Below are 20,550 nucleotides of genomic sequence, written 5' to 3' on the forward strand. Positions count from 1 at the left end.
TGGCTAAACGCAATACCGATAGATGCCGTAATGAAGTGACCAATGATAACGTTTTTTGGTTGAGCGAGAGGGCTGCTAGGCACCCCAAACACCAACACCGCCGTAGCACCAAATGGCGCCATGAGAAGTACTACCTCAGTAAGAGATACCTCGGCGTAGGACAATACGCCAATAGCCAACGTAGCGCCAAGCCCGGCAACCAACGATAAAATTAAATTATTCATAAACACCTCAAAAGTAGACCGAATTGTCTACAAAATAAAATAGACAAATCTGTCTACCTTTGTCAATATGTATTTATGGAACTTTTTGAGGACGTAGTTATGAACAAAAAGAAACAGTTATTGATCGACACAGCTTTGTCACTGTTTTATAAACAAGGCATCAACTCTATTGGCATCAATGAAGTCCTCAATGTTTCCGGCGTGGCTAAACGCACGCTATATAACCATTTTGAGAGCAAAGAAGCGCTTATCATCGCCGCATTAGAACAACGCCACCAAGTATTTATGGAATGGTTGGAGGAAAAGCTTTCTTCAGCACAAACGTGCGCGGAGGTGATCGATCAGTTATTTACAGCACTCAACGGCTGGTTTCATGGCTCTGAAGAAAAGTTGGGCGAGTTTCGCGGTTGCTTTTTCATCAATACGTCCGCGGAATTCAGTGACGACAGTGGCGAGATCGCAACGTATTGCCGCTACCATAAACAGCAAGTCAGAGAGCTAATTCAACGCTATCTCAAATCAGAAAACGCTTCATTACTCGATGCCATTTGCATCATGAAAGAGGGCGCGATCACTACCGCTTACATGACGAAAGAGTACGACAACGTCACGAAGAAATGCGTGACCATTTTGCACAAGCTTTAATGCGTTCAGGTATAGTCATTTGCGGATTAAGTATTCAAACCAAAGGCACCAATCGGTGCCTTTTGTTTTAGTTAATCAGTGTACTTACAGCTCGTGCTCAGTACGTGCGATGATGTCGTCTTGCGCATCTGGTGATAGCGCGGTGAAAAACGCTGAGTAGCCTGCAACTCGTACAACAAGATCACGATATTGCTCTGGGTTCTTCTTCGCAGCTAGCAAGGTCTCACGAGAAACGATGTTGTACTGAACATGCCAGCCTTTGTGGTGGTTGAAGAAGGTACGAATCAACATAGAAAGCTTGAGCTTATCCCCTTCAGACTCAACCGCTGCCGGACTTAATTTCTGGTTAAGCAGCACGCCACCCAAGATCTTATTCGCTTGGATCTTACCCACTGAGTTATACACTGCGGTTGGACCTAAACGGTCTGAGCCAGACGACGGGCTTGCACCTTCTGCTAATGGCGTTTTCGCTTTACGACCGTCTGGCGTTGCCATAGTTGAAGCGCCAAATGGGACGTTTGCCGAGATACTTGATGTACCTGCGTAGTAACCGCCGCCAATTGGACCACGCCCATGACGCGTATTAACGAACTGCTCTAGCTCATCAATGTACACTTGGTAAGCGTCTGCCAGTAGTTGGTCTACCGCGTCATCATCGTTACCGTATTTTGGTGCAAAGTTGATAAGACGTTGGCGAAGCTGTTCGTTCTCCATGCCATCGAAATCTTCTGCCAATGCTTTTGCCAACTCTGGTTGGGTGATTTGCGCATCATCGAAAACAAGGTGTTTGATTGCAGCTAGGCTGTTACCCAAGTTTGCGATACCGACTTGCAAACCAGATACCCAATCGTATTTCGCGCCGCCTTCTTTCACGGTTTTACCGCGAGCCAAACAGTCATCCACTAGCGTTGAACAGAAGATGTCTTGAGCTTGCTGTTCAAGTACGCTGTCGACGACTGTATCAATCTCAATCGATTTGCGGGTGTAGTAGCGGATTTGCTCTGCCCAAGAAGCCGTTACTTGCTCAAAGTTCTCAAAGTTGCCTTTTGCTAATGACTTATCGTGCGGCAAGAAAGCTTTACCCGTTGTTGCATCCACACCTTCGTTCAATGAAGCGAGCAAGATACGAGCGAAGTTAATGAAGCTCATGCCCGTACAACGGTAACCCCATTTGCCCGGAACCGCCGTCTCGATACAGCCGATAGAGGCGTAGTTGTAAGCATCTTCTTTCTCTACGCCAAGCTTGATGAATTCAGGGATGACAATCTCATCGTTGTTGAACGCTGGCATACCGAAGCCGCATTTAATCACTTCGATACAACCCATCAGGAATTCTTGGTTCAAACCTTCATGGTAACGCACACTCAAGTTAGGTTGCGTCGAACGTAACTGACCACAAGATTCTAGAATCGCCCAAGAAAGTGGATTCACTGCGTCTTCTGGATCACCCTTTTCATTCAACTTCTGACCGCCGATACACACGTTTTGATACAGCGGAGAACCTGCCGATGCTTTCGAGTGCGCACCAGAGCGAATCTTGTTAACTTCAAGCAACTTCAACCAGCAGCTTTGTAAAAGCTCTAGTGCAAAGTCTTTTTCGATCGCGCCGTTTTCGATATCGCGAACATAAAACTCGTTGAGGAACTGGTCCATACGACCGAAAGAAACCGAGTGACCGTTCGATTCGATTTGTAGCATCAACTGAACGAAGTAGCTCAATTGCAGTGCTTGCCAGAAGTTTTCTGGTGCGTGGCTCGCGACATGACGACAGTTTGCCGCAATGCTTTCTAACTCAGCTTTGCGTAGCGGACGCGTCTCTTCTAGCGCCATTTTTGCCGCCAATTCAGCGTAGCTCACCATGTGGTCTTGAATGGCAAGCAGTACAATTTCGACCGATTTGTAGAACTGCTCTTTCTTCAAGCCTTCAAAGGTCGAAACATCATTGTTAGCACGGTGCTGACGAACATCCTCTAGCAAACCGTTCATCCCTAGCTTCAAGATTTTCTCGTTATCCACGGCAAGGTGCGCGTCACCCGAAGTCATGTTGCCTTCAGCTTTAATGATGGTGCTGGCTAAGATTTCTTGCTGCTCATCAGTGAACAAGCCATAACAACGGTCTTGAACGGTTTTACCGCGCCAGTACGGTGTGATGCTGTGAATGCTTTGCTTATCTTCTTCAGTGACAGCAAAGCCTGCACCAGGGCGGTCGGCTAGCTCATCAATTTCCGCTTCAATCCAACGTACAGTGTATTCTGGGAAAATAGGTGCAGCGCGTACTTTGCTCGCTTGGTTACCGACGATTAACTCATCATGCTTAATCCAAATCGTACGAGTGCGTAAGTGCTCTTGCAGTGCTAGCGCACGTTGGACAATCACAGGTTTGTCTTCGTTCGCTTGATAAGCACGAGTGTATGCCTCTGCACGCTCGGTACAGACAGGTGGCGTTACGATATTTACCAGTGCCGATTTGTGCGCTTTGATACGCTCAGGAAGGTAATTTAGGTCCATAGTTAACCTCTTACAATCACGTTAAGTTGGGTGTTTTCGCTTGCGTATTGCATGGCGCTTTCTAGCAGTTCTGGTTTGTTTAATGGCTTGTCAGAACACTCGTAAGGCATATCGAGCAAACGGTATTTATTGATGCCGAGCGTGTGGTACGGCAGCAAGTGAAGTTCTTGGCAGCTTTCTAGTGAAGCCGCAAAATCGATGATGTCTTTCAACTCTTCGATGGTGTCATTGAACCCCGGCACCACGGGAACGCGAATCACAATGCGTTTCGCGATAGGTGCCAGTTTTCGGAAATTGTCTTTGATGCGTTTTAGTGAACCTTTCGCCCAGCTAAGAAACTTTTCTTCGTCGGTGTGTTTTAAATCCGCCAACCAGCAATCGATATGCGGCGCGGCTTTTTCGACGTTCTTCCACGGCACATGCATGCACGATTCAATAGCGGTAGAGACTTGGTTGTCATGCAGACGCTGTGCGAGTTCTGCTACCAAATCCGCTTGCATGAGTGGCTCACCACCGGAGAAGGTCACACCACCTTGGCTTTGATCGTAGAAAGGTTTGTCTTTCATTAAGGTGTCGAACAGCATGTCTGATTTTGCTTCTTCACCGCAGACAGTCAGTGCTTGCGTAGGACAGACGTTTCGAAGCGCGATCAGTTGGTCTTCTTTGATGGTTTTGCGATTAATGATGATCTGGTTGTCGATACGTTGAATACCATCACCCACCGTTTCACTATCCGCTGTAGATTGAGTTGTGGCTTGATAAGCAGAAACGCACAGCTGGCAATCTTCCATGCAGCTTCGCTGATCAAACAACAGTGAATGCTTTTCGCTGCGGCTTTCTGGGTTTTGACACCAAGGGCAAGACAAGCTGCATCCTTTAAGAAAAAGAATGGAACGAATGCCATCGCCATCATGGGTAGAGAATCGTTGGATATTGAAATACATCTCTGCTTGCCTCTTGGTCTGTGCTACCGCTGTGTACCTAATTCGTTTCTTTCTGACTGGTTAAGTCTTATGAGCGGTTTTTCTTTGTTCGAACTGAAAGCTTCATTTGAGCGTTTACAAGTTTCACTCAGCTTTCATTTAATGAAATTATTATAGTTTCAAATGAAATCTCAATTGATCAAAATCAAGATCTCGTTCGATTGTCAGATCTATAGTGATCCCATCATCAAAACGAAGATTTTGTTTAAGGTAGAAACCATGATCGAACTTTATTTAGATACTGCTGATGTGGCAGAAGTAAAACGCTTTAACCAATGCCTACCGCTAAAAGGCGTGACGACAAACCCAAGCATTTTGGCGAAGTCAAAACAGGGACTGAATGAAACCCTAGCAGGCATGCAAGAAGCACTTGGCGGGACACCTCGCTTTCACGCTCAAGTAGTGAGTTCAACCGTCGAAGGCATGGTGGCAGAAGCACGCCAATTGAATGAATTGCCTTACGACATGGTGGTAAAAGTGCCAGCCACAGAAACAGGCTTAGCTGCAATTAAGCTAATGAAAAAAGAGGGAATTCAGGTTCTTGCTACCGCTATCTATTCAGCTCAACAAGGTTTCCTTGCAGCACTGTGCGGTGCAGACTACCTAGCACCTTACGTAAACCGCATTGATACGATGAACGGCAACGGTGTTGAAGTGGTCGCGGATCTTCAATTGTTGCTCGATCAAAACCAACTACCAGCGAAGATTTTGGCAGCCAGTTTCAAGAATACTCAACAAGCGATGGAGGTGATGAAACTGGGCATCGAAGCCATTACATTGCCAACTGATGTGGCGGCACAAATGTTCGCACATCCAGCAGTAAAACCGGCGGTTGAACAGTTCGATAAAGACTGGAAAGAGACGTTCGGCGAGAAGCTTTCATTTGAAAGCTAATTAAAAATAGCAGCTAGACTTCATAGTTAACAATAAAGGGAATCTTAACTCACCCTGTGCGCCGGTGAGTTAAGTTTCCCTTTTGTATTTCAGATAGAGAAGTAGCGCTACAGTAGTTCTCTATTGGTCAGTGACCAAAGGTACACGCGCTTTAGTAAACTGATTTTGATCCTTTTACGAATACCTCGTTTGGAATGGCGGAGTCGGTTTGGTAGCGCAATGGCTTTCATCTCGGTTTTCATTTCTTTTCCATCCACCAACACAGTAGACCCCCGATGCAGTAAGCCAGCAGATCTTTCCAATCAAATGTGGCGCCCAAAATCACAGCCAGAGGCGATGAAGATTCGATACCAAGCCAAACCGCGACCTGTAACAATTGCCCTAACTCAACAGCAAACGCAATCAACACCACCAGTGAAACCAGCCAGTTAACGGGCATGGAGAACAAGCTTGCAAGAAAGTAGTAGAGCCAAACCACAACGAGAACATCACCAACTGTCGGACGAATAAAGCTGTCTCGAACATAGAGCGCGATAACGACCAATGCGATAAAACACACCAAGCTTTTGAGTCCATTTTTTGCAGAAAATTGCAGGCGGATAGCAGACGTTTCTTCCACCATATTGCTTGGCTGCCCAGTGAGAATTGCTCGTTTAAACATCTTCATGATTCGCCTTTGCGCTTTCTTCCGCTTTCTTATTTCGTGCGTACCAGTCGATGTTGCGTGTAATAACCATAGTGAAGCTCAAAATCGCGAAACACAGCAATGTCCCCATAACCAATGCGTAGCTTTCTGCTTGTAGCAAGCCAAACAGTAATCCGTAGAGAGTGAGCAAACACGCTCCGAATACCGCGCCGTGCTTGGTGTTGCTCAACATACCGCTCACGTACACACTTAAAAGTCCCGTCGAGGCGATTGCCGACACCACATACGCCCAGTTAAAGCCGAGGTGTTCACTCATCGAAGTCAACAACAGATAGAAAAGCGCTAAAGCCAGACCAATAAAGCCGTATTGCACTGGGTGAACCGGACGCGCTTGGAACAGCTCCAGTAAGAAGAAACTCGCAAATACTAATGTGATAACCAACAGTGAATAGTTCACAGCTCGGTGAGACTTCAAATAGTGATCAACGGGGTCAATCAAATCTACGCCCATTTGTCGCTGTTCAAGCTCGTGACAAGCGTGATTCGATGACAAACAGCTTTGGAACAGCTGCGCGATATTGGTTGAGAAGTTGTTGCTCGCCCATTGCGCGTTAAATCCATCTTCAGATACTTCTGATGACACCGGTAAGTAATCACCGATAAAGCTTGGATGCGCCCATGTTGAAGAGAGCTCAACTGTTGTTTGACTGCCGATTGGTGTGACTTGAAGCTGTCCCATCCCTTGCAGCAAGAAGTTAAGATCGAACGCCAAAGGTTGCTCTGTATTTAGGTCTGCGGGTGTCAGAGCACTGTGGAAGCCTTGTGGTAACTGATCTAACCCCGTTCCCGGTGCGACTTCGATTTCAGAACTCGCCATGGTCATGTCATCCAAACGAATCAATCCGCGGCTGTCTTCAATGCCAACCACTAGGCTCATGTTTTCAATATCAAGCCCCTGCAACGCCGAGAGATCGTCTGCATCAAAAGTGCCTTTCAGTGCCACTTGTGCTTTGTATAAACGCGCGCGGTAAATGCCTCGGTACTTTTCAAAACTGTCCAGATTCGCGCTCATATCAAAAGTGCTAGGTAAAAGAAATTTACGACGCTCTTTAATCTGTACTTTGTCATCTCGGTAACTGGTTTCGGTGTAGTTAACCATGATGAATGGACCAATGATGCGCTGTTCGCCACTGCTGCTGCGTGCGATGTCGTTTCTGACTTCATCTTGGCGATATGAGCGTTCTGAGATCAGCCCTGTGACCATTGAAAGCGGGATTTGCAGTAAAACAAACAAAAACAGCACGAAGGCGAACTTCGTGCCGAGTTGGTTATTGAGGATCTTTTTCATGTTTCATTCTCCATTTGCTGATGGGAGTAATCTAAATCAGCAATTTGGAGAACGAATGGAGCTAATGTGGAGTTTCTATGGAGTTGGTAAAATCAAGGTCACTTTCACACCAGAATCGACGTTTTCGACTTGCAACTTACCTTTGTGCAGCTTGGTCACTTGCTCAACAAAATTTAGCCCAAGCCCAGTACTCTTAACGCCATTTTCCCGAGCGAGGGAGTAGAAGCGCTCGGTCAAACGAGGCATCGCGTAGTCAGGAATGTGAGGACCTGAATTGAAAATCGACAGGCACACCTTCTCTTTCGTAACCTCCGCTTTCCATTCAATGCATCCCTCAGAGTGGACAAAATCCAGCGCATTGTCCATCAGGTTAAAAACGGCTTGTTTCAGTAAGAAGGCATCACCAAGCACGGCTTGGTGGTCATCAATTTGGATGTTGGCAATCACCGACTTTGCACTCAAACGCGCATCCGCCGATTCAACCACTTCATTGACCATTTGTTTTAGCGAGATAGCTTCGACTTGTTCTAGCTCGGGGCGCTTTTCAAGACGAGCAAGTTCTAGCAACTTATCAATCAATGACTGCATGCGGTCGCTTTCTCGCTCAATGTTGCCAGCAAAGCGCGTGACCTTTTCTTCAGGCAATGGCATTTGCAATATTTCACTCGCGCCTTTAATCGCTGATAACGGACTTTTCAGCTCATGAGTCAGCGTCTGTACGTACTCTTCCACATATTGTTTGCCGTCGAGTTGGTTGCGCATTTTCTCTAATGCGTCGCTTAGCGTGCCGTACTCATAGAAGATACGAAATGTTGGCTTAGAGACCTTTTCACCCTCACCCATTTTGGTCGCGTAGTCTTCTAGCTTGTTCAATGCCGAGTGAATTCGCCAAGCAAACAATGCCCCTGCCAATAGCACTAAACCACTCATCCACACCATCCAAAACAATACATTGCGTTTAGAAAGATCGATGAAGGGTTGTACTGAGCGATTAGATTTTGCCACCGTCACGCTGCCAATGATTTCGCCTTTGTGGTAGATGGGCGCAGCAACGTGCATGACGGTTGAAAGCGGATCTTTCGGGTCTTCGATGGTACTGCGCGCGCCGTATTGACCGCGCAACGTGAGATACACATCATTCCATTGCGAGTAGTCTTTGCCAACGTCTTGCTGCCAAGAATCCGCAATCACAATCCCTTGTTTATCGGTGATGTAAATTCGATGATTAATCGCTTTTTTACCAATTTCCCAAATGCGCGCTTGAGGTTCTCGCTGCCCATAAGCCGCTAGCAGTTTGGAGAAGCGACTCTCAGACAACTTTCCGTTTGCAACGTCCTCTTCTGCCAATACCGCGAGCAAGTTCGCCATATCCACCAGCGTCTCTTCAGTGGTTTGACGCACGGTTGGCTTAAGTTCTTGGACAACGGTTTTGCTCACCATGTAAGCCGTCATCCCGACTAAGATGAAGTAGAGAAAAAACAGTCTGAGTCCAAGTGGGATCTTCGGCCAGCGATTCATCATTCACCTTTAATGCAGTAAAAGTAACCAAAGCCACGTTTGGTACAGATGCGTTCAGACATCTCAAACGGCTTCAACTTATGGCGAATGGCTTTGATGTGGGTATCAATATTGCGCTCGTATGCAGCCTCTGGCGCCATGTCAGCAGCGACCATAAGTTGCTCTCGACTCAATACATTGGAAGAGACAGAAATCAGTTTATCGAGGATCTTGAACTCCACCGCGGTCAGCCCAAGCATTTGCCCGCCAACACCGTAGTCGAAGTTCTGCGCAACTAAATCATGGTTCAAATGAGGTTGTTCTGGAACAGCCACAGGCTCTGGTTTGTGCTCCATCATTGGCGCTTTAGCTTTGATTCTAAGTTTAATGCGAGCCAACATTTCACGCGGACTAAATGGCTTAGTCACGTAATCATCCGCGCCAATCTCCAAGCCCACGACGCGGTCAATTTCATCGCTTCTTGCGGTGAGAAAGATAATGGGAATATCAGAAAACTCACGGATGGTTTTGCACAATTCAAAACCATTACCATCCGGTAAGCCTACGTCTAAGACAAGTAACGCTGCGGAGTTGTGCTGCAAAAAGGCCAAGCCCTCTCCTGCCGTTGCAAACCACTCTGCGTGGTAGCCATCCATCTCTAATACATGAATCAGGTTCTCTGCGATAGCAGATTCATCCTCGATAATAAGGACGGTGGGTTGTTCGCTCAATGTCTTAGCCTCATTGACGGTGTTTATCTTTATGTTGGTATTATCACTTAATTTGGGGCCAAGGCTAGTGGATTGATGCAGCAAAGGCGCAGTTCGTGGATAATACTAATCAAACACACTTCTATTCAGCATAATAAATTTATCACTTAGATTAATGAGTCACCACAATTGTGGATACAATGATTTCAACCATTGATATGAACAGTGTTCATTTTAAACTCAAGTTATCAATTCGATTTTATTTAAAGGACAGTCACTGATGAAAAGAGCGCTAATCCCCCTGGCTTTACTGACTTTGCTCTCAGGTTGCGCTAGCATGTCTCCGGATGAGTGCAAAACGGCAAACTGGTACAACGTAGGTTATCAAGATGGCCGAGACGGCAACGATCCAAGCATTATCAATAGCTATACCGAAGACTGTGGTGAAGCGGGTGTGATACCCGACCGAGCGAAATGGAAAGAAGGCTTTGATAAAGGCACTATCCAATATTGCTCACCAGACAATGGGTACACTGTCGGTATCGAAGGCAAAGAATATTACGGTGTATGCAGCAGCAAAGAGTTTATTGAGAACTACCAGTTAGGTCATCAAGAATATCAACGCCAGCAACGCATCCAACAAATCGATACTGAAATCTCGGTCATCGATAATCAGCTTGATGGCAATCCAGACAAAGATAATGCCAAGAGACTGAAAGAGAAGAGAAAGCGATTGGCTGACGAGCGTTCAAGCCTCTTGTCGCCAACCATCAACTTGAATCTGAATTTCTAAATCGATTGGATTTAGCTTCTAAAAATTCATGGCCCTAGCTCAGTTCTAGGGTCATGAATTGACTGTTCGGATCGAGTTCGTAATCCCCGAACGGCTCGCAGTACACAAAGCCATGCTTTTCATACAACAGGCGCGCTGGTTTAAAAAACTCCATCGAGCCCGTTTCTAAACTCAAGCGCTGCAAACCTTTTTGCTTCGCTTGCTCAATCACATGAATCAATAATTGAGATGCCACACCTTGGTTTCTTGCCGTAGGCGTGGTGCGCATGGATTTCAGCTCCGCGTGTTGGTCATCCAACTCTTTAATCGCCGCACACCCAAGCAGTTGCTCACCTTTCCATCCGGTCCAAAATGTCACTTCTGGCGCTTTGAGCTTATCTAAATCTAACGCATGCACGCTTTCTGGTGGTGACGTGGCGTACATGTCCTGTAAATGTCCTTCCAACAGCGCAATCACTTGCGGCCGTTCTAAATTGTCGATTTCAATTCTCATATATCCATCCTTGGTTTTTCATAGCTAAAGCGGCTGTCTCATAATGTGCTGCGGTCCAACTGGGCCGCCGTGGTAAAGCTCATTGGTATCTTCAAACCCTGATTTTAAATAGCACTGATAAGCAGGTATGTTGCGGCAATTCACAGTGAGATAAAGCGCATCAAATTCGGGATAATGGCGTTTGGCGAAATTGGCAAACTGTTGAATTGCTCGCTTGGCGATGCCTTTGCCTTGATGACGGTGATCCACCAGCAAAGCACGCACGCCTAAACTGTTTTTCGGGCAAAAATCGTATTTCTCGCTGTAAGCTGCATCAAATAGAAAAAAGCCAACCACGTCATCGTCCGCCAGAATCAGATGCGGAAGCTCTGTGGGTTCAAGACGTGTAAGCATTTCACCCACATCCGCGACCGTAAACTGCGATTGCTCTTCTAGCACGCTAAGTTCGCAAGTTTGTTCATGTCGCTCAGGCGAATACTTTTCAATGGTAATCATAATCTTCCTTGTTGTTTTTATGCTCAATTCATACAGGGTATGTCGTAAATAGAAATACCTGGTGTCGTATTTCCCACTCGCAGGCAAACGTTTAGCACTCTATTATCCTCGCCATTCGATAGAGAGGTTTCCATGTCCCGTTTTTTACTTTGTAGTTTTGCACTCGTTTTACTCTACCCTACTGCCATTGATTTGTATCTTGTTGGTTTGCCTCAAATTGCGTCAGATCTCAACGCCAGTGAATCTCAGTTGCATATTGCGTTTTCGATCTATTTAGCTGGCATGGCTACCACCATGTTATTCGCGGGGAAAATTGCAGACTCTGTGGGACGAAAGCCTGTTGCCGTCGTCGGCGCGATGATCTTCGTGCTCGCGTCTTTTCTCGGCGGGATGGCTGAGCAACCAAACACTTTCTTGATTGCTCGCTTTTGCCAAGGCATCGGGGCTGGATCTTGCTATGTCGTCGCATTCGCGATTTTACGCGACACGTTAGACGATGAACGCCGCGCGAAAGTATTGTCGGTGCTCAATGGCATCACCTGTATCATTCCAGTGATCGCACCCGTGATTGGTCACTTGATTATGCTGAAATTTCCTTGGCCGAGTTTGTTTACCACGATGGCAGGAATGGGCATTCTCGTCAGTGTATTGGCCATTTTTGTTCTCAAGGAATCACTACCAAGCCAACAAGGTGAAGAACAGACAACGCCAGAGAGCCATCAAGAGACTTTCTTCGAGCGATTTTTTATCAGTAGGCTGATCATTACTGCACTTGGAGTGACCACCATCCTGACCTTTGTTAACGCTTCACCAATTGTTGTGATGAGTATGCTTGGTTTTGATCGCGGTGGCTATTCTTCCATCATGGCGGGGACTGCGACGATCAGTATGTTGATTTCGTTCTCGGCGCCATTGGCATTGGGGATTTTCAAGCAGCGAACCTTAATGATGAGCTCTCAAGTATTGCTCGTTTGTTCAGCCATCGTGCTCAGTGCAGCCCATTTCCATGATGGACAACCTTTTTACTATGTGTTCGGACTTGGGCTGATTTGCGCAGGCTTCGCTTGTGGCTTTGGCGTGGCCATGAGCCAAGCGCTCAGCCCATTCTCTCAACAAGCTGGCGTGGCAAGCTCGTTACTGGGCATTGCTCAAGTTTGTAGTTCCGCGTTCTATATTTGGTTTATGGGTTTCATCGGCGTTACTGCACTGAATATGTTGGTGTTTATCTTAGTGCTAGGTAGCGTAATCAGCCTTGCTCTAATACTATTGATTCCAAAGCCTGTTCACGATACCCATTATGAAGAAATCCCTAGCGCGACTTGATTTAAACTTACTGTTCACTCTGCAATTATTGTTGCAAGAGCAAAGCGTCTCGAAAACCTCGAAAAAGCTGAACGTTACGCCCTCTACCGTAAGTAAGTCGCTCAACAAACTTCGTCATTGGTTCGATGATCCTTTGTTTGTCAAAACACCTAAAGGTCTTGCGCCAACGCCTTTGGCGCAAAGCATGGAGCAAGATCTTGCAGAATGGCTGCAAATTGGCAGCCAGATTGCAGAAAAACGCAGCGATATTACGCCTAAAGGAGTGCGTTTTGATATCACGATTGAGTCGCCATTAGTGCTCACAGTGCTGGACAGACTCATCGTCGCTATCCACCAGCGATACCCTGAAGCGAAAGTAAAAACCAGTAACTGGGATTACGATTCACTCGACGCCATCATTCGGGGCGAGGCGGATATCGGTTTTACCGGCCGAGAAAGTCACCCTAGATCGAAAGAGTCGTTGGATCTTCTGCCTTATTTCTTGGATTTTGAGATTCTATTTTATGACCTGCCGATGGTGTATTTACATAAAGATCATCCGGCATTACAGCAAGAGTGGAATCTCGAGACCTTTCTGAGCTACCAACACATCAATATTGTTTGGGAAAAAAGTGAAACTTGGGCGTTGGATGAAGTATTAACGGAACTAGGGCTACAGCGCTCTATCGGGCTGACGATGTCCTACTTTGAGCAATCTCTTTTTATGGCAGCGCAGCCGACGCATGACATGATCACCACCGCGCCGCACTATTGCAAAAGTTACACAGAAAAGCTGCATCTCGATTTGGTGTGCTTGCCAATTCCGTTAGACCAAGCTCAACAAGACAAGTTACTGATTCCATTTACCATGATTTGGCATAAACGAAATGCGTACAATCCAAAATTGCTATGGTTGAAAAACACCATTAAGTCATTGTACAAACAACCTTCCCAACCACAGTAACACTTGGGCTAAGGTCAGGTTTTCTCTGGTTATTTTTAATGACTTTCTTGCTCTGATAGCTATAACTAATCACTTTATCAACTAATAAAAATGTTCTTTTGGATCTACACTAGCTGTTCATTTACACGCTAAGGGCCAAGGATGTCGACCTTTTTACTCACTGCTATTGCAATGCTGGCGTTCGCCGCCAATTCATTATTGTGCCGACTTGCCTTGGCCGAAGGGTTAATTGATGCAGGAAGCTTCACTCTCGTTCGATTGATATCTGGCGCGATTACCTTAATCGCAATGCTTGTCGTGAGAGGTCAGTGGAAAACCGATCGGCCAACTTCTCGCTTTCGCTTTTTTGCTGGCGTGGCGTTATTTGGTTACGCTGCCCTTTTCTCTTTCGCGTACTTACAACTGGCGACAGGAACCGGTGCTTTGCTTTTGTTTGGTGCCGTGCAACTTACATTACTGGCGATCTATTGGTTGCAAGGTGAGCGTTTTCAGTTTCTCGAAATCATCGGTATCGGTCTTTCAATTGTTGGATTTGTTTGGTTGATGTTGCCATCTGCCACTCGCCCCGATATTAGCTCTGCACTTCTTATGTTGATTTCTGGCGTTTGTTGGGCTGCGTTTACTGCGCTCGGTAAACAAGCGCCTTCTCCAAGTAGTGGCATCACGTGGGGATTCATCGCTGCATCAATAATTGGCGTGCTCCTTTCGCCATTAATCTTGTCCTCAATCCAACTTTCTTTGAGCGGAATGTTGCTCGCTATCGCATCTGGTGCCATTGCCTCTGGCCTTGGTTATACACTTTGGTACCAAGTCGTGCGTAAGCTCTCTTTACTTCAAGCCGCCGTCAGCCAACTTTCCGTGCCAGCCATTGCTTTGCTACTCGGCAGCATCGTACTCCACGAGCCTCTTTCACTGCATATTCTTTTAACCAGCGGCATCATTCTTGGTGGGATCGCTTTGGTTTTTTTATCTCGATCCAAAAAAACAAACGAACAATCGGCAAGCCGATAAAAAGTAATAACTTTCCCTCTCAAGTACCCATTCATCATCTATGCTTTTTAAAGCAGTAAAGCTCATTGCAGATGGTACAAGTGGTCTGCTTTGGTACCAGGCGAAGAATATAAGGTGAGAATTGGCTCACACAATGCAACGATTTTGTTTCAAAAATGAGAATCGTCACAGATCGCGAATTTGCTCGTTTTAGGCGTTTCGCCAATAACGCCAAGGGCTAGCACGAGATCAAGCCAAATACGCACTTTTTGTTTTGACAAAGGGTTTACAAAGCACACTTTTTCACCCGCTATATTCCGCCCCCCGAATTTATTCAGAACAAGATTCTGATTATTCATATAAGAAATTCATCAACTTATAACGATAAGCCTGAGCAAACTTTGACACTATGAACGACAAAATAAAATTCGCTATTAAAGTATCGCTTAGCCTGACTCTGGCTTATCTGATCCCGTTTGCCATGGGTTGGCCGCAAGCATCGACGGCCGCAACCACAGTGATGCTGATTGCATCCACAGGCAGTCGTCGTGAATCACTCGCCAAAGGTACCTTACGCGTGTTTGGTACGTTGGTTGGCGCCGTCGTTGGCTTGTTACTGGTGGGATTGTTTGCTCAAGACCGCTTGTTGTACATGCTGAGCGTGTCGGTTGTGGTCTCATTCATTTTTTACTTCCGTAATGCCTATCAAAAAGATCCTACGCTACTCATGCTGACCGGTGTGATGACGTTGATGATGTCCAATGGCGGTGACGCAGAAGGTGCGTTCCTTTATGGCGTTGACCGCGCCTATATGACGGTGTTTGGGGTGGTGGTTTACACACTCGTGGGGACTTTCTTATTCCCGACCAAAACAGAACAAAACCTAAGACAGCTCATCGAACAACTCAACCAAGCACAACGCGCGTTGTTCACCGCTATCTTGCAAAATTTCGAGCAAAAATCGGCAGGGCAAATCTCTCCTCAAGAAGGCGGAGAAGAAAATCCAGAAACGGAAGAGCCACAACCTCCTAGCGTGGACACTCTCATCGAACAGATGTTTGCCGCTCAAAATGCGCTCGAACAGCGTTTTGCCACGGTCAGTGTGGAATGCAGTGACGTGTCGGCCTACATGAAAGAGTGGCGCTTGGCAGTTCATTTGAACAAGCAGGTAACGCAACAATTGACCGTCGCGGCGCACAGCCACTTTAGCCACCAGCAAGACCGTGAAAGCATCAGCAACTTTGATCAAGCCGTGGCGGAAATTGACGCGCTATTTGATACCTGCCAACAAGTCTGGGACGAAAAAGAACCCGCTTATCGTGCTCAGGAATTCAAAGTCAAATACAACCAAGCGTTGCTAGAAAACGCAGCGCACCTAGAGAAAGGCTCTGCGCTTACGCTTGGTCACCTATTGGAACTGATGCATCAAAACTTGTCGCGTTTAGCGGAGAGCATTAGCTGTATTGACTCTGTGACGAACAATGTCTCCTTTGACGTGCCACTGCCGAAACCGAAAGGCAAGTTTCTATGGTGGGACGCAGAAAACTTTAAAACTGCGGTCAAAACCTTTGTTACCTATTGGATTGCAGGACTGATTTGGATTTATTTCAATCCACCAGGCGGCTACTCGTTCGTGGTCTTCTCGACCATGTTTATGTCTTTGCTGTCGTTCGTGCCTGTGCACCCGATATTGTTACTTGTGCTGTTCACTTTCGGCTTCTTGTTCGCGGTGCCTTCTTACGTCTTCATTCTTCCGCAATTGGATCTCGGGTTAGAACTTGGCCTGTTCATCTTTATCTACACCTTTATCGGCTTTTATCTGTTTAACGGGCCAGTGACGATTTTCTATATGATTGGCTTGTTTGTTCTTGGTTTAGACAACAACATGTTTTATCACTTCGGGATCCTCATGACGATCATGCTGTTGTTCTACATGGTGGTGTTCATGATTATTTTCGCGCACTACTTCCCGTTTAGCTCACGACCAGAACACCTCTTTTTGACCATAAAAGAACGCTACTTCCGACATACCCGAGAGCTGTTCACTACCTATCAACAGCAGTCCAGCTCGGTTATTACGCCGCTCAAACGGGCCTTGCACTTGGTGACGCTCAATGTCTCATCGAAAAAGCTCAAAGTCTGGGGTTCGAAAATCAACCACAAACACTTTGATAAAACCACGCCAGAAGCGATTGGCGCGTTTAGCAAAGCGTGTGATGTACTCAGTAATCACATCAACATCTTAATGGCCGCCGAGAAAAAGTTGATGACCAATCCACTAATTACTCAGCTTCGCCAACAGCACCGCGATTCCATCATTCCTTTGATGGCGGGCGCTTTAGCCAGCCATCAAGCAACACAAGAACTCGACTCCGTATTCGACCAATACAGTCAAGATTACCAAAGATTCGAAGATAAACTGGAAGATTTTTTTAGTGAGTTGGATTTATCTGACTACGCTTATTCAGAGATAGCCGGTTTTTATATCTTGCTGAATTTAAAACGGAACGTGTTCGAAGCAATCAAGCATTGCAAGCAAACCTACGAGGATATCGATTGGGTGAACTTACAACAGAAGCGTTTTTAAAGGTGGGGATATGATGCTTCCAAAACTAACCAAACCAAGCCTCGCCATACTTTCTTTGCTCGGACTCAGTGCGTGTACCACGGTAGGACCAGATTATGTTCATCCAAAGCAGGCGCCACTGCCAAGTGACTGGTCGGTGCAAAAAGCAGCCAAAGATACGCAGCAATCAGAGCAACAGCTACAACAATGGTGGCAGCAATTTAATGACTCGACTCTTAATCAGCTGGTTGAGTTGGCGAGCAAACAAAACCTCGATTTAGAAGCCGCAGGGCTACGAATTGTCCAAGCACGTTCATTGCTTGGTATTTCGACGGGCTTGCAATACCCACAAGTTCAAACCGTGTCAGGGAACCTAGCGCGTGCCTACGTAAATGATCAGGGCGTGAATAACGCCACTTTGTCGTTTGATGCTGCTTGGGAAATGGATGTTTGGGGCAAGTATGCTCGCGGTATTGAGTCGGCAGAAGCGGGTTACTACGCATCCATCGCATCGTATCACGACATCATGGTCACCATAACCGCCGAAGTGGCGCGCAATTACATCAACTATCGCACATTCCAAGAACGTATTTTGCTGTCTCGCCGCAATATCGAGATTCAAGAGCGTGTCGTACGTATTACTCAGGTGCAGTTCGACTCTGGCAACGTTACAGAATTGGACGTTCAACAAGCTAAAAACCAACTCTACACCACCAAAGCAGCGTTACCGAGCCTCGAAGTGGCAATGAAGCAATCACGTACTGTGTTGGCTTTGCTACTGGGTCTGTTACCAGAAGAAGTAGATCGACTGCTACAGTCGGATGGGATGCACAAGCAAATCGCTGAGTACGAAGCCCAGTTCAAATCGACGGGCAGAAAATCGGCGCTATCGGGCACCGACGAGCGTTCCATTGTGCCACGTCCACCGCTTTTGGATACGCAAGTGGATGCTAACTTAGTGATGCGACGTCCGGATTTGCAAGTCTCTGAGATGCAAGCTCGCGCGCAAAGTGCGCAGATTGGCGTGGCAGAAACCGCTCTGTACCCAAGCTTTTCGTTGTTCGGTTCCATCGGTATCGACAGTACGGTTCCCGATGGTAGCAGTTTCAGTTTTAGCGATTCGCTCACCATGGTGGTTGGCCCAACGTTCAGTTGGAATATTTTCCAATACGGACGCGTGAAAAATAATATTCGTTTCGAAGATGCTCGCTTCCAAGAAACGCTGACGAACTACAACAAAAAGGTACTGCAAGCCGTTAATGAAGTCACCAATGCAATCGAAGCGTATGACCTGTATTTGCAGCAAAAAGATTTACGCTTGCAATCGGTCAACTCTTCCATTCGTGCGTTCAACATATCCATGACACAGTACGAAAACGGACAAATTTCATTCGAACGTCTGCTTAACTCGGTAGAAAAAATGACCCGTGCGGAAGACAGCTACGCAACGATCAAAGGGAACGTGGCGAACCAAGTTGTTGCGCTCTACAAAGCCCTCGGGGGAGGCTGGCAAACCCAAACAGGCAAACCTTTCATCAGTGAATCGATTGCCACGCAGATGACAGAGCGCACTGACTGGGGAAGTTATTTAAATGAAGAAAACCGCGTATTGCCGCCTTTGCGCCTCGAAACTCCGGCTGAGACCAGTGATGAAAACAAAACGGAGGATCTCTAATGCCTCATGAACTTTCTTGGGGAGACGTTTACTTTTCTCCCACGTTACTGGTGCTCTTTCTCGCCGTCACGGCCACGTGGATAACGGTGATGATATTGAACAAGACACGTTTGTCTCGCTTCATCGCTTTTCCGTCTCTGACGTTTATTGCCATCATGGTCGGTTATGTGGTGGCCATCGACAGCTTTTATATTCAATTTTAGGTGCCAAACAAGATGAAAAAACTATTCGTAATCGCACTCAATCTTGTCATTCTTGGTGGCGCAGCTTGGCTCGGCTATCAAAAGTTTGAGGAATACTTTAATAACCCATGGACACGAGATGGGCAAGTGCGTGCTAACGTCATCAAAGTGGCTCCTCGCGTATCAGGCCCAATTGTAAATGTCGCGGTGCAAGACAACCAAGAAGTAAAAACGGGGGATTTACTGTTTGAAATCGACCCTGCGACTTACCAGGTTGCGTTATCTCAAGCCGAAGTAGCACTGGAGCGCTCCATTGTTAGCTCTCGCGGTAAAAAAATCGAATATGACCGCTTAAAAGACATTCGTGCCAAAGACCGTGGCGCAGTTTCTCATAAGGATCTGATTCGTCGTGAAATCGCTTACGAAGAATCGCTACTGCAAATCAAATCTGCAGAAGAACAACTAAAATCAGCACGCCTTAACCTCAGCTTTACCAAAGTTTATGCGACCGTCGATGGTTTTGTATCTAACCTCGATATTAGAAACGGTACGCAAGCGGTCGCAAACCAACCACTGCTCGCACTGATCGACAAAAACAGCTTTTGGGTATTTGGTTTCTTCCGTGAAAACCAACTTGCGCAAATCGAACCTGGCAGCCAAGCGCGTGTCACTTTGATGTCTCACCCAGACACGCCAATTGACGCGACGGTTGACTCGATTGGTTGGGGTATTGCGCCCAAAGACGGCACGGTCGGCTACAACCTTCTTCCAAACGTAAACCCTGTTTTTCAGTGGATTCGCCTAGCACAACGTATTCCGGTGCGAATCTCCCTACAAGAACTTCCTGAAGATATTGATCTTCGATTCGGGCTTTCTGCGTCCATCATGGTGATGAAAGAGTCATCCGCAGAAAGTGAACAATAACTAAGTGAGAAGAGCCATGGTCATTGGTAAAAACCTCAAAAATATTAATGAAGAAAACAACTTCTTCTATCTAACCTTAGCACTAGTGATTTTGTTGCTAGGGAGTGCGATGGCACAAGTCGTAGGTGAAGGGACGATTGAACACATACTTCAGGCTTTCACGGTTCTGACGTTTATCGTCTGTTTTGCGAGCCTTCGCTTTGACAAAACCTGGTCTCGTTTCCTCTACAGCCTGTTTGGTGTTTGGGTTCTTGTGATTGTGATCAAGACCGTTTTCGACATCAGAGAGATGAATGTGGTGATGCTTGCCCTCACCTTTGCGTTCTTTTTCGGCACTTTTAAATCCATCGCAAGACAGATTCTTTTCACCGGCCATGTCAACAGCAACAAAGTCATTGGCTCGGTAGCGCTTTTCTTGCTGCTTGGTCTGATGTGGGCGATTGCCTACCTCATTCTGCTTGAGTTTTCGCCTGAAGCCTTTACCGGTATGGAAGCAATTTCGTGGGGGCAGAACTTCTCCAATGCAGCGTATTTCAGTTTCGTTACCTTAACCACGCTCGGTTATGGCGACATTAGTCCTCTAACACCATTGGCTCAAGTCGTGGTGTATTTAGAGGCCATCACAGGTGTTTTTTATATGGCGATTGTTGTTTCAAGTCTCGTCAGTTCTAACATTGATCATCAGGTAAACAAAAATGGATAAACAATCGG

20 protein-coding genes are annotated in these 20,550 nt (G+C 46.4%); 11 read left to right on the plus strand and 9 right to left on the minus strand.

The annotated features are described in order from the left end of the window. Positions 1-224: HPP family protein (locus R7H07_RS22910; RefSeq protein WP_318128791.1), on the minus strand; the 224-nt coding region annotated here is incomplete at its 3' end. A 99-nt stretch (positions 225-323) separates the two neighbouring features. Here R7H07_RS22910 and R7H07_RS22915 point away from each other — a divergent pair. Beyond that, positions 324-869: a TetR/AcrR family transcriptional regulator gene (locus tag R7H07_RS22915; protein ID WP_042521682.1), complete on the plus strand. Its 546-nt coding sequence runs from the start codon at positions 324-326 to the stop codon at positions 867-869. An 84-nt stretch (positions 870-953) separates the two neighbouring features. Here the strand turns inward: R7H07_RS22915 and R7H07_RS22920 are convergent, their stop codons facing one another. Further along, positions 954-3,377 (minus strand): formate C-acetyltransferase/glycerol dehydratase family glycyl radical enzyme, encoded by a 2,424-nt coding sequence (locus tag R7H07_RS22920; RefSeq protein WP_170889964.1) that lies wholly within the window; start codon positions 3,375-3,377, stop codon positions 954-956. Between the two features lie 2 nt (positions 3,378-3,379). Further along, complete coding sequence (locus R7H07_RS22925; protein WP_206959484.1) at positions 3,380-4,321, minus strand: glycyl-radical enzyme activating protein; 942 nt, start codon at positions 4,319-4,321, stop codon at positions 3,380-3,382. Positions 4,322-4,579: 258 nt separating this feature from the next. Between R7H07_RS22925 and R7H07_RS22930 the strand changes: the two genes are divergently transcribed. Continuing rightward, on the plus strand, positions 4,580-5,254 hold the full coding sequence (locus tag R7H07_RS22930; protein ID WP_053304029.1) for a fructose-6-phosphate aldolase: 675 nt from the start codon (positions 4,580-4,582) through the stop codon (positions 5,252-5,254). A 238-nt stretch (positions 5,255-5,492) separates the two neighbouring features. On the opposite strand, the gene R7H07_RS22935 is transcribed toward R7H07_RS22930, so the two are convergent. From R7H07_RS22935 to R7H07_RS22950, 4 genes are all read right to left on the minus strand, one after another. After that, the gene (locus R7H07_RS22935) at positions 5,493-5,921 is read right to left on the minus strand and encodes a DUF2809 domain-containing protein (protein ID WP_053303880.1); all 429 of its coding nucleotides are present in this window, start codon (positions 5,919-5,921) and stop codon (positions 5,493-5,495) included. Continuing rightward, on the minus strand, positions 5,908-7,248 hold the full coding sequence (gene creD, locus R7H07_RS22940; protein WP_206959485.1) for a cell envelope integrity protein CreD: 1,341 nt from the start codon (positions 7,246-7,248) through the stop codon (positions 5,908-5,910). The genes R7H07_RS22935 and creD overlap by 14 nt, the downstream gene beginning before the upstream one ends. 75 nt (positions 7,249-7,323) lie before the next feature. Further along, positions 7,324-8,766 carry a two-component system sensor histidine kinase CreC gene (gene creC, locus R7H07_RS22945; protein WP_138939526.1) on the minus strand — a complete coding sequence of 481 codons (1,443 nt, stop codon included), beginning with the start codon at positions 8,764-8,766 and terminating at the stop codon, positions 7,324-7,326. Continuing rightward, on the minus strand, positions 8,766-9,476 hold the full coding sequence (locus tag R7H07_RS22950) for a response regulator (RefSeq protein ID WP_053350016.1): 711 nt from the start codon (positions 9,474-9,476) through the stop codon (positions 8,766-8,768). Before R7H07_RS22950 ends, creC begins: the two co-directional genes overlap by 1 nt. 259 nt (positions 9,477-9,735) lie before the next feature. Between R7H07_RS22950 and R7H07_RS22955 the strand changes: the two genes are divergently transcribed. After that, entirely contained in the window at positions 9,736-10,248 is a 513-nt protein-coding gene (locus tag R7H07_RS22955; RefSeq protein ID WP_017634421.1) for a DUF2799 domain-containing protein, read from the plus strand. A gap of 34 nt (positions 10,249-10,282) precedes the next feature. Here the strand turns inward: R7H07_RS22955 and R7H07_RS22960 are convergent, their stop codons facing one another. Then, positions 10,283-10,741 carry a GNAT family N-acetyltransferase gene (locus R7H07_RS22960; RefSeq protein WP_005386911.1) on the minus strand — a complete coding sequence of 153 codons (459 nt, stop codon included), beginning with the start codon at positions 10,739-10,741 and terminating at the stop codon, positions 10,283-10,285. Between the two features lie 24 nt (positions 10,742-10,765). After that, positions 10,766-11,236: a GNAT family N-acetyltransferase gene (locus tag R7H07_RS22965; protein ID WP_054579371.1), complete on the minus strand. Its 471-nt coding sequence runs from the start codon at positions 11,234-11,236 to the stop codon at positions 10,766-10,768. A 132-nt stretch (positions 11,237-11,368) separates the two neighbouring features. On the opposite strand from R7H07_RS22965, the gene R7H07_RS22970 reads away from it, so the two are divergent. From R7H07_RS22970 to R7H07_RS23005, 8 genes are all read left to right on the plus strand, one after another. After that, positions 11,369-12,559 carry an MFS transporter gene (locus R7H07_RS22970; RefSeq protein ID WP_206959486.1) on the plus strand — a complete coding sequence of 397 codons (1,191 nt, stop codon included), beginning with the start codon at positions 11,369-11,371 and terminating at the stop codon, positions 12,557-12,559. Further along, on the plus strand, positions 12,534-13,502 hold the full coding sequence (yidZ, locus tag R7H07_RS22975) for an HTH-type transcriptional regulator YidZ (RefSeq protein WP_065275498.1): 969 nt from the start codon (positions 12,534-12,536) through the stop codon (positions 13,500-13,502). Before R7H07_RS22970 ends, yidZ begins: the two co-directional genes overlap by 26 nt. A gap of 141 nt (positions 13,503-13,643) precedes the next feature. Beyond that, the gene (locus tag R7H07_RS22980) at positions 13,644-14,513 is read left to right on the plus strand and encodes a DMT family transporter (RefSeq protein WP_065275499.1); all 870 of its coding nucleotides are present in this window, start codon (positions 13,644-13,646) and stop codon (positions 14,511-14,513) included. A gap of 388 nt (positions 14,514-14,901) precedes the next feature. Then, the gene (locus R7H07_RS22985) at positions 14,902-17,079 is read left to right on the plus strand and encodes an FUSC family protein (protein WP_206959487.1); all 2,178 of its coding nucleotides are present in this window, start codon (positions 14,902-14,904) and stop codon (positions 17,077-17,079) included. A 10-nt stretch (positions 17,080-17,089) separates the two neighbouring features. Then, positions 17,090-18,733: a TolC family protein gene (locus R7H07_RS22990; RefSeq protein WP_054574892.1), complete on the plus strand. Its 1,644-nt coding sequence runs from the start codon at positions 17,090-17,092 to the stop codon at positions 18,731-18,733. Then, positions 18,733-18,936: a DUF1656 domain-containing protein gene (locus R7H07_RS22995; RefSeq protein ID WP_005374946.1), complete on the plus strand. Its 204-nt coding sequence runs from the start codon at positions 18,733-18,735 to the stop codon at positions 18,934-18,936. The genes R7H07_RS22990 and R7H07_RS22995 overlap by 1 nt, the downstream gene beginning before the upstream one ends. Positions 18,937-18,948: 12 nt before the next feature. Further along, positions 18,949-19,839 (plus strand): HlyD family secretion protein, encoded by an 891-nt coding sequence (locus tag R7H07_RS23000; protein ID WP_065275501.1) that lies wholly within the window; start codon positions 18,949-18,951, stop codon positions 19,837-19,839. A gap of 16 nt (positions 19,840-19,855) precedes the next feature. Further along, entirely contained in the window at positions 19,856-20,542 is a 687-nt protein-coding gene (locus R7H07_RS23005; protein ID WP_017634413.1) for a potassium channel family protein, read from the plus strand. The last annotated feature ends 8 nt before the right edge of the window (positions 20,543-20,550 follow it).

The sequence above is a fragment of the Vibrio sp. Vb1127 genome, from assembly GCF_033338735.1.
Classification (GTDB): domain Bacteria; phylum Pseudomonadota; class Gammaproteobacteria; order Enterobacterales; family Vibrionaceae; genus Vibrio; species Vibrio alginolyticus.

What these genes read in the sequence shown, in the direction of transcription:
- R7H07_RS22915 (WP_042521682.1), top strand. Translation starts at nt 324, where the DNA reads ATGAACAAAAAGAAACAGTTATTGATCGACACAGCTTTGTCACTGTTT.
- R7H07_RS22920 (WP_170889964.1), bottom strand. Translation starts at nt 3,377, where the DNA reads ATGGACCTAAATTACCTTCCTGAGCGTATCAAAGCGCACAAATCGGCA.
- R7H07_RS22925 (WP_206959484.1), bottom strand. Translation starts at nt 4,321, where the DNA reads ATGTATTTCAATATCCAACGATTCTCTACCCATGATGGCGATGGCATT.
- R7H07_RS22930 (WP_053304029.1), top strand. Translation starts at nt 4,580, where the DNA reads ATGATCGAACTTTATTTAGATACTGCTGATGTGGCAGAAGTAAAACGC.
- R7H07_RS22935 (WP_053303880.1), bottom strand. Translation starts at nt 5,921, where the DNA reads ATGAAGATGTTTAAACGAGCAATTCTCACTGGGCAGCCAAGCAATATG.
- creD (WP_206959485.1), bottom strand. Translation starts at nt 7,248, where the DNA reads ATGAAAAAGATCCTCAATAACCAACTCGGCACGAAGTTCGCCTTCGTG.
- creC (WP_138939526.1), bottom strand. Translation starts at nt 8,766, where the DNA reads ATGAATCGCTGGCCGAAGATCCCACTTGGACTCAGACTGTTTTTTCTC.
- R7H07_RS22955 (WP_017634421.1), top strand. Translation starts at nt 9,736, where the DNA reads ATGAAAAGAGCGCTAATCCCCCTGGCTTTACTGACTTTGCTCTCAGGT.
- R7H07_RS22960 (WP_005386911.1), bottom strand. Translation starts at nt 10,741, where the DNA reads ATGAGAATTGAAATCGACAATTTAGAACGGCCGCAAGTGATTGCGCTG.
- R7H07_RS22965 (WP_054579371.1), bottom strand. Translation starts at nt 11,236, where the DNA reads ATGATTACCATTGAAAAGTATTCGCCTGAGCGACATGAACAAACTTGC.
- R7H07_RS22970 (WP_206959486.1), top strand. Translation starts at nt 11,369, where the DNA reads ATGTCCCGTTTTTTACTTTGTAGTTTTGCACTCGTTTTACTCTACCCT.
- yidZ (WP_065275498.1), top strand. Translation starts at nt 12,534, where the DNA reads ATGAAGAAATCCCTAGCGCGACTTGATTTAAACTTACTGTTCACTCTG.
- R7H07_RS22980 (WP_065275499.1), top strand. Translation starts at nt 13,644, where the DNA reads ATGTCGACCTTTTTACTCACTGCTATTGCAATGCTGGCGTTCGCCGCC.
- R7H07_RS22985 (WP_206959487.1), top strand. Translation starts at nt 14,902, where the DNA reads ATGAACGACAAAATAAAATTCGCTATTAAAGTATCGCTTAGCCTGACT.
- R7H07_RS22990 (WP_054574892.1), top strand. Translation starts at nt 17,090, where the DNA reads ATGATGCTTCCAAAACTAACCAAACCAAGCCTCGCCATACTTTCTTTG.
- R7H07_RS22995 (WP_005374946.1), top strand. Translation starts at nt 18,733, where the DNA reads ATGCCTCATGAACTTTCTTGGGGAGACGTTTACTTTTCTCCCACGTTA.
- R7H07_RS23000 (WP_065275501.1), top strand. Translation starts at nt 18,949, where the DNA reads ATGAAAAAACTATTCGTAATCGCACTCAATCTTGTCATTCTTGGTGGC.
- R7H07_RS23005 (WP_017634413.1), top strand. Translation starts at nt 19,856, where the DNA reads ATGGTCATTGGTAAAAACCTCAAAAATATTAATGAAGAAAACAACTTC.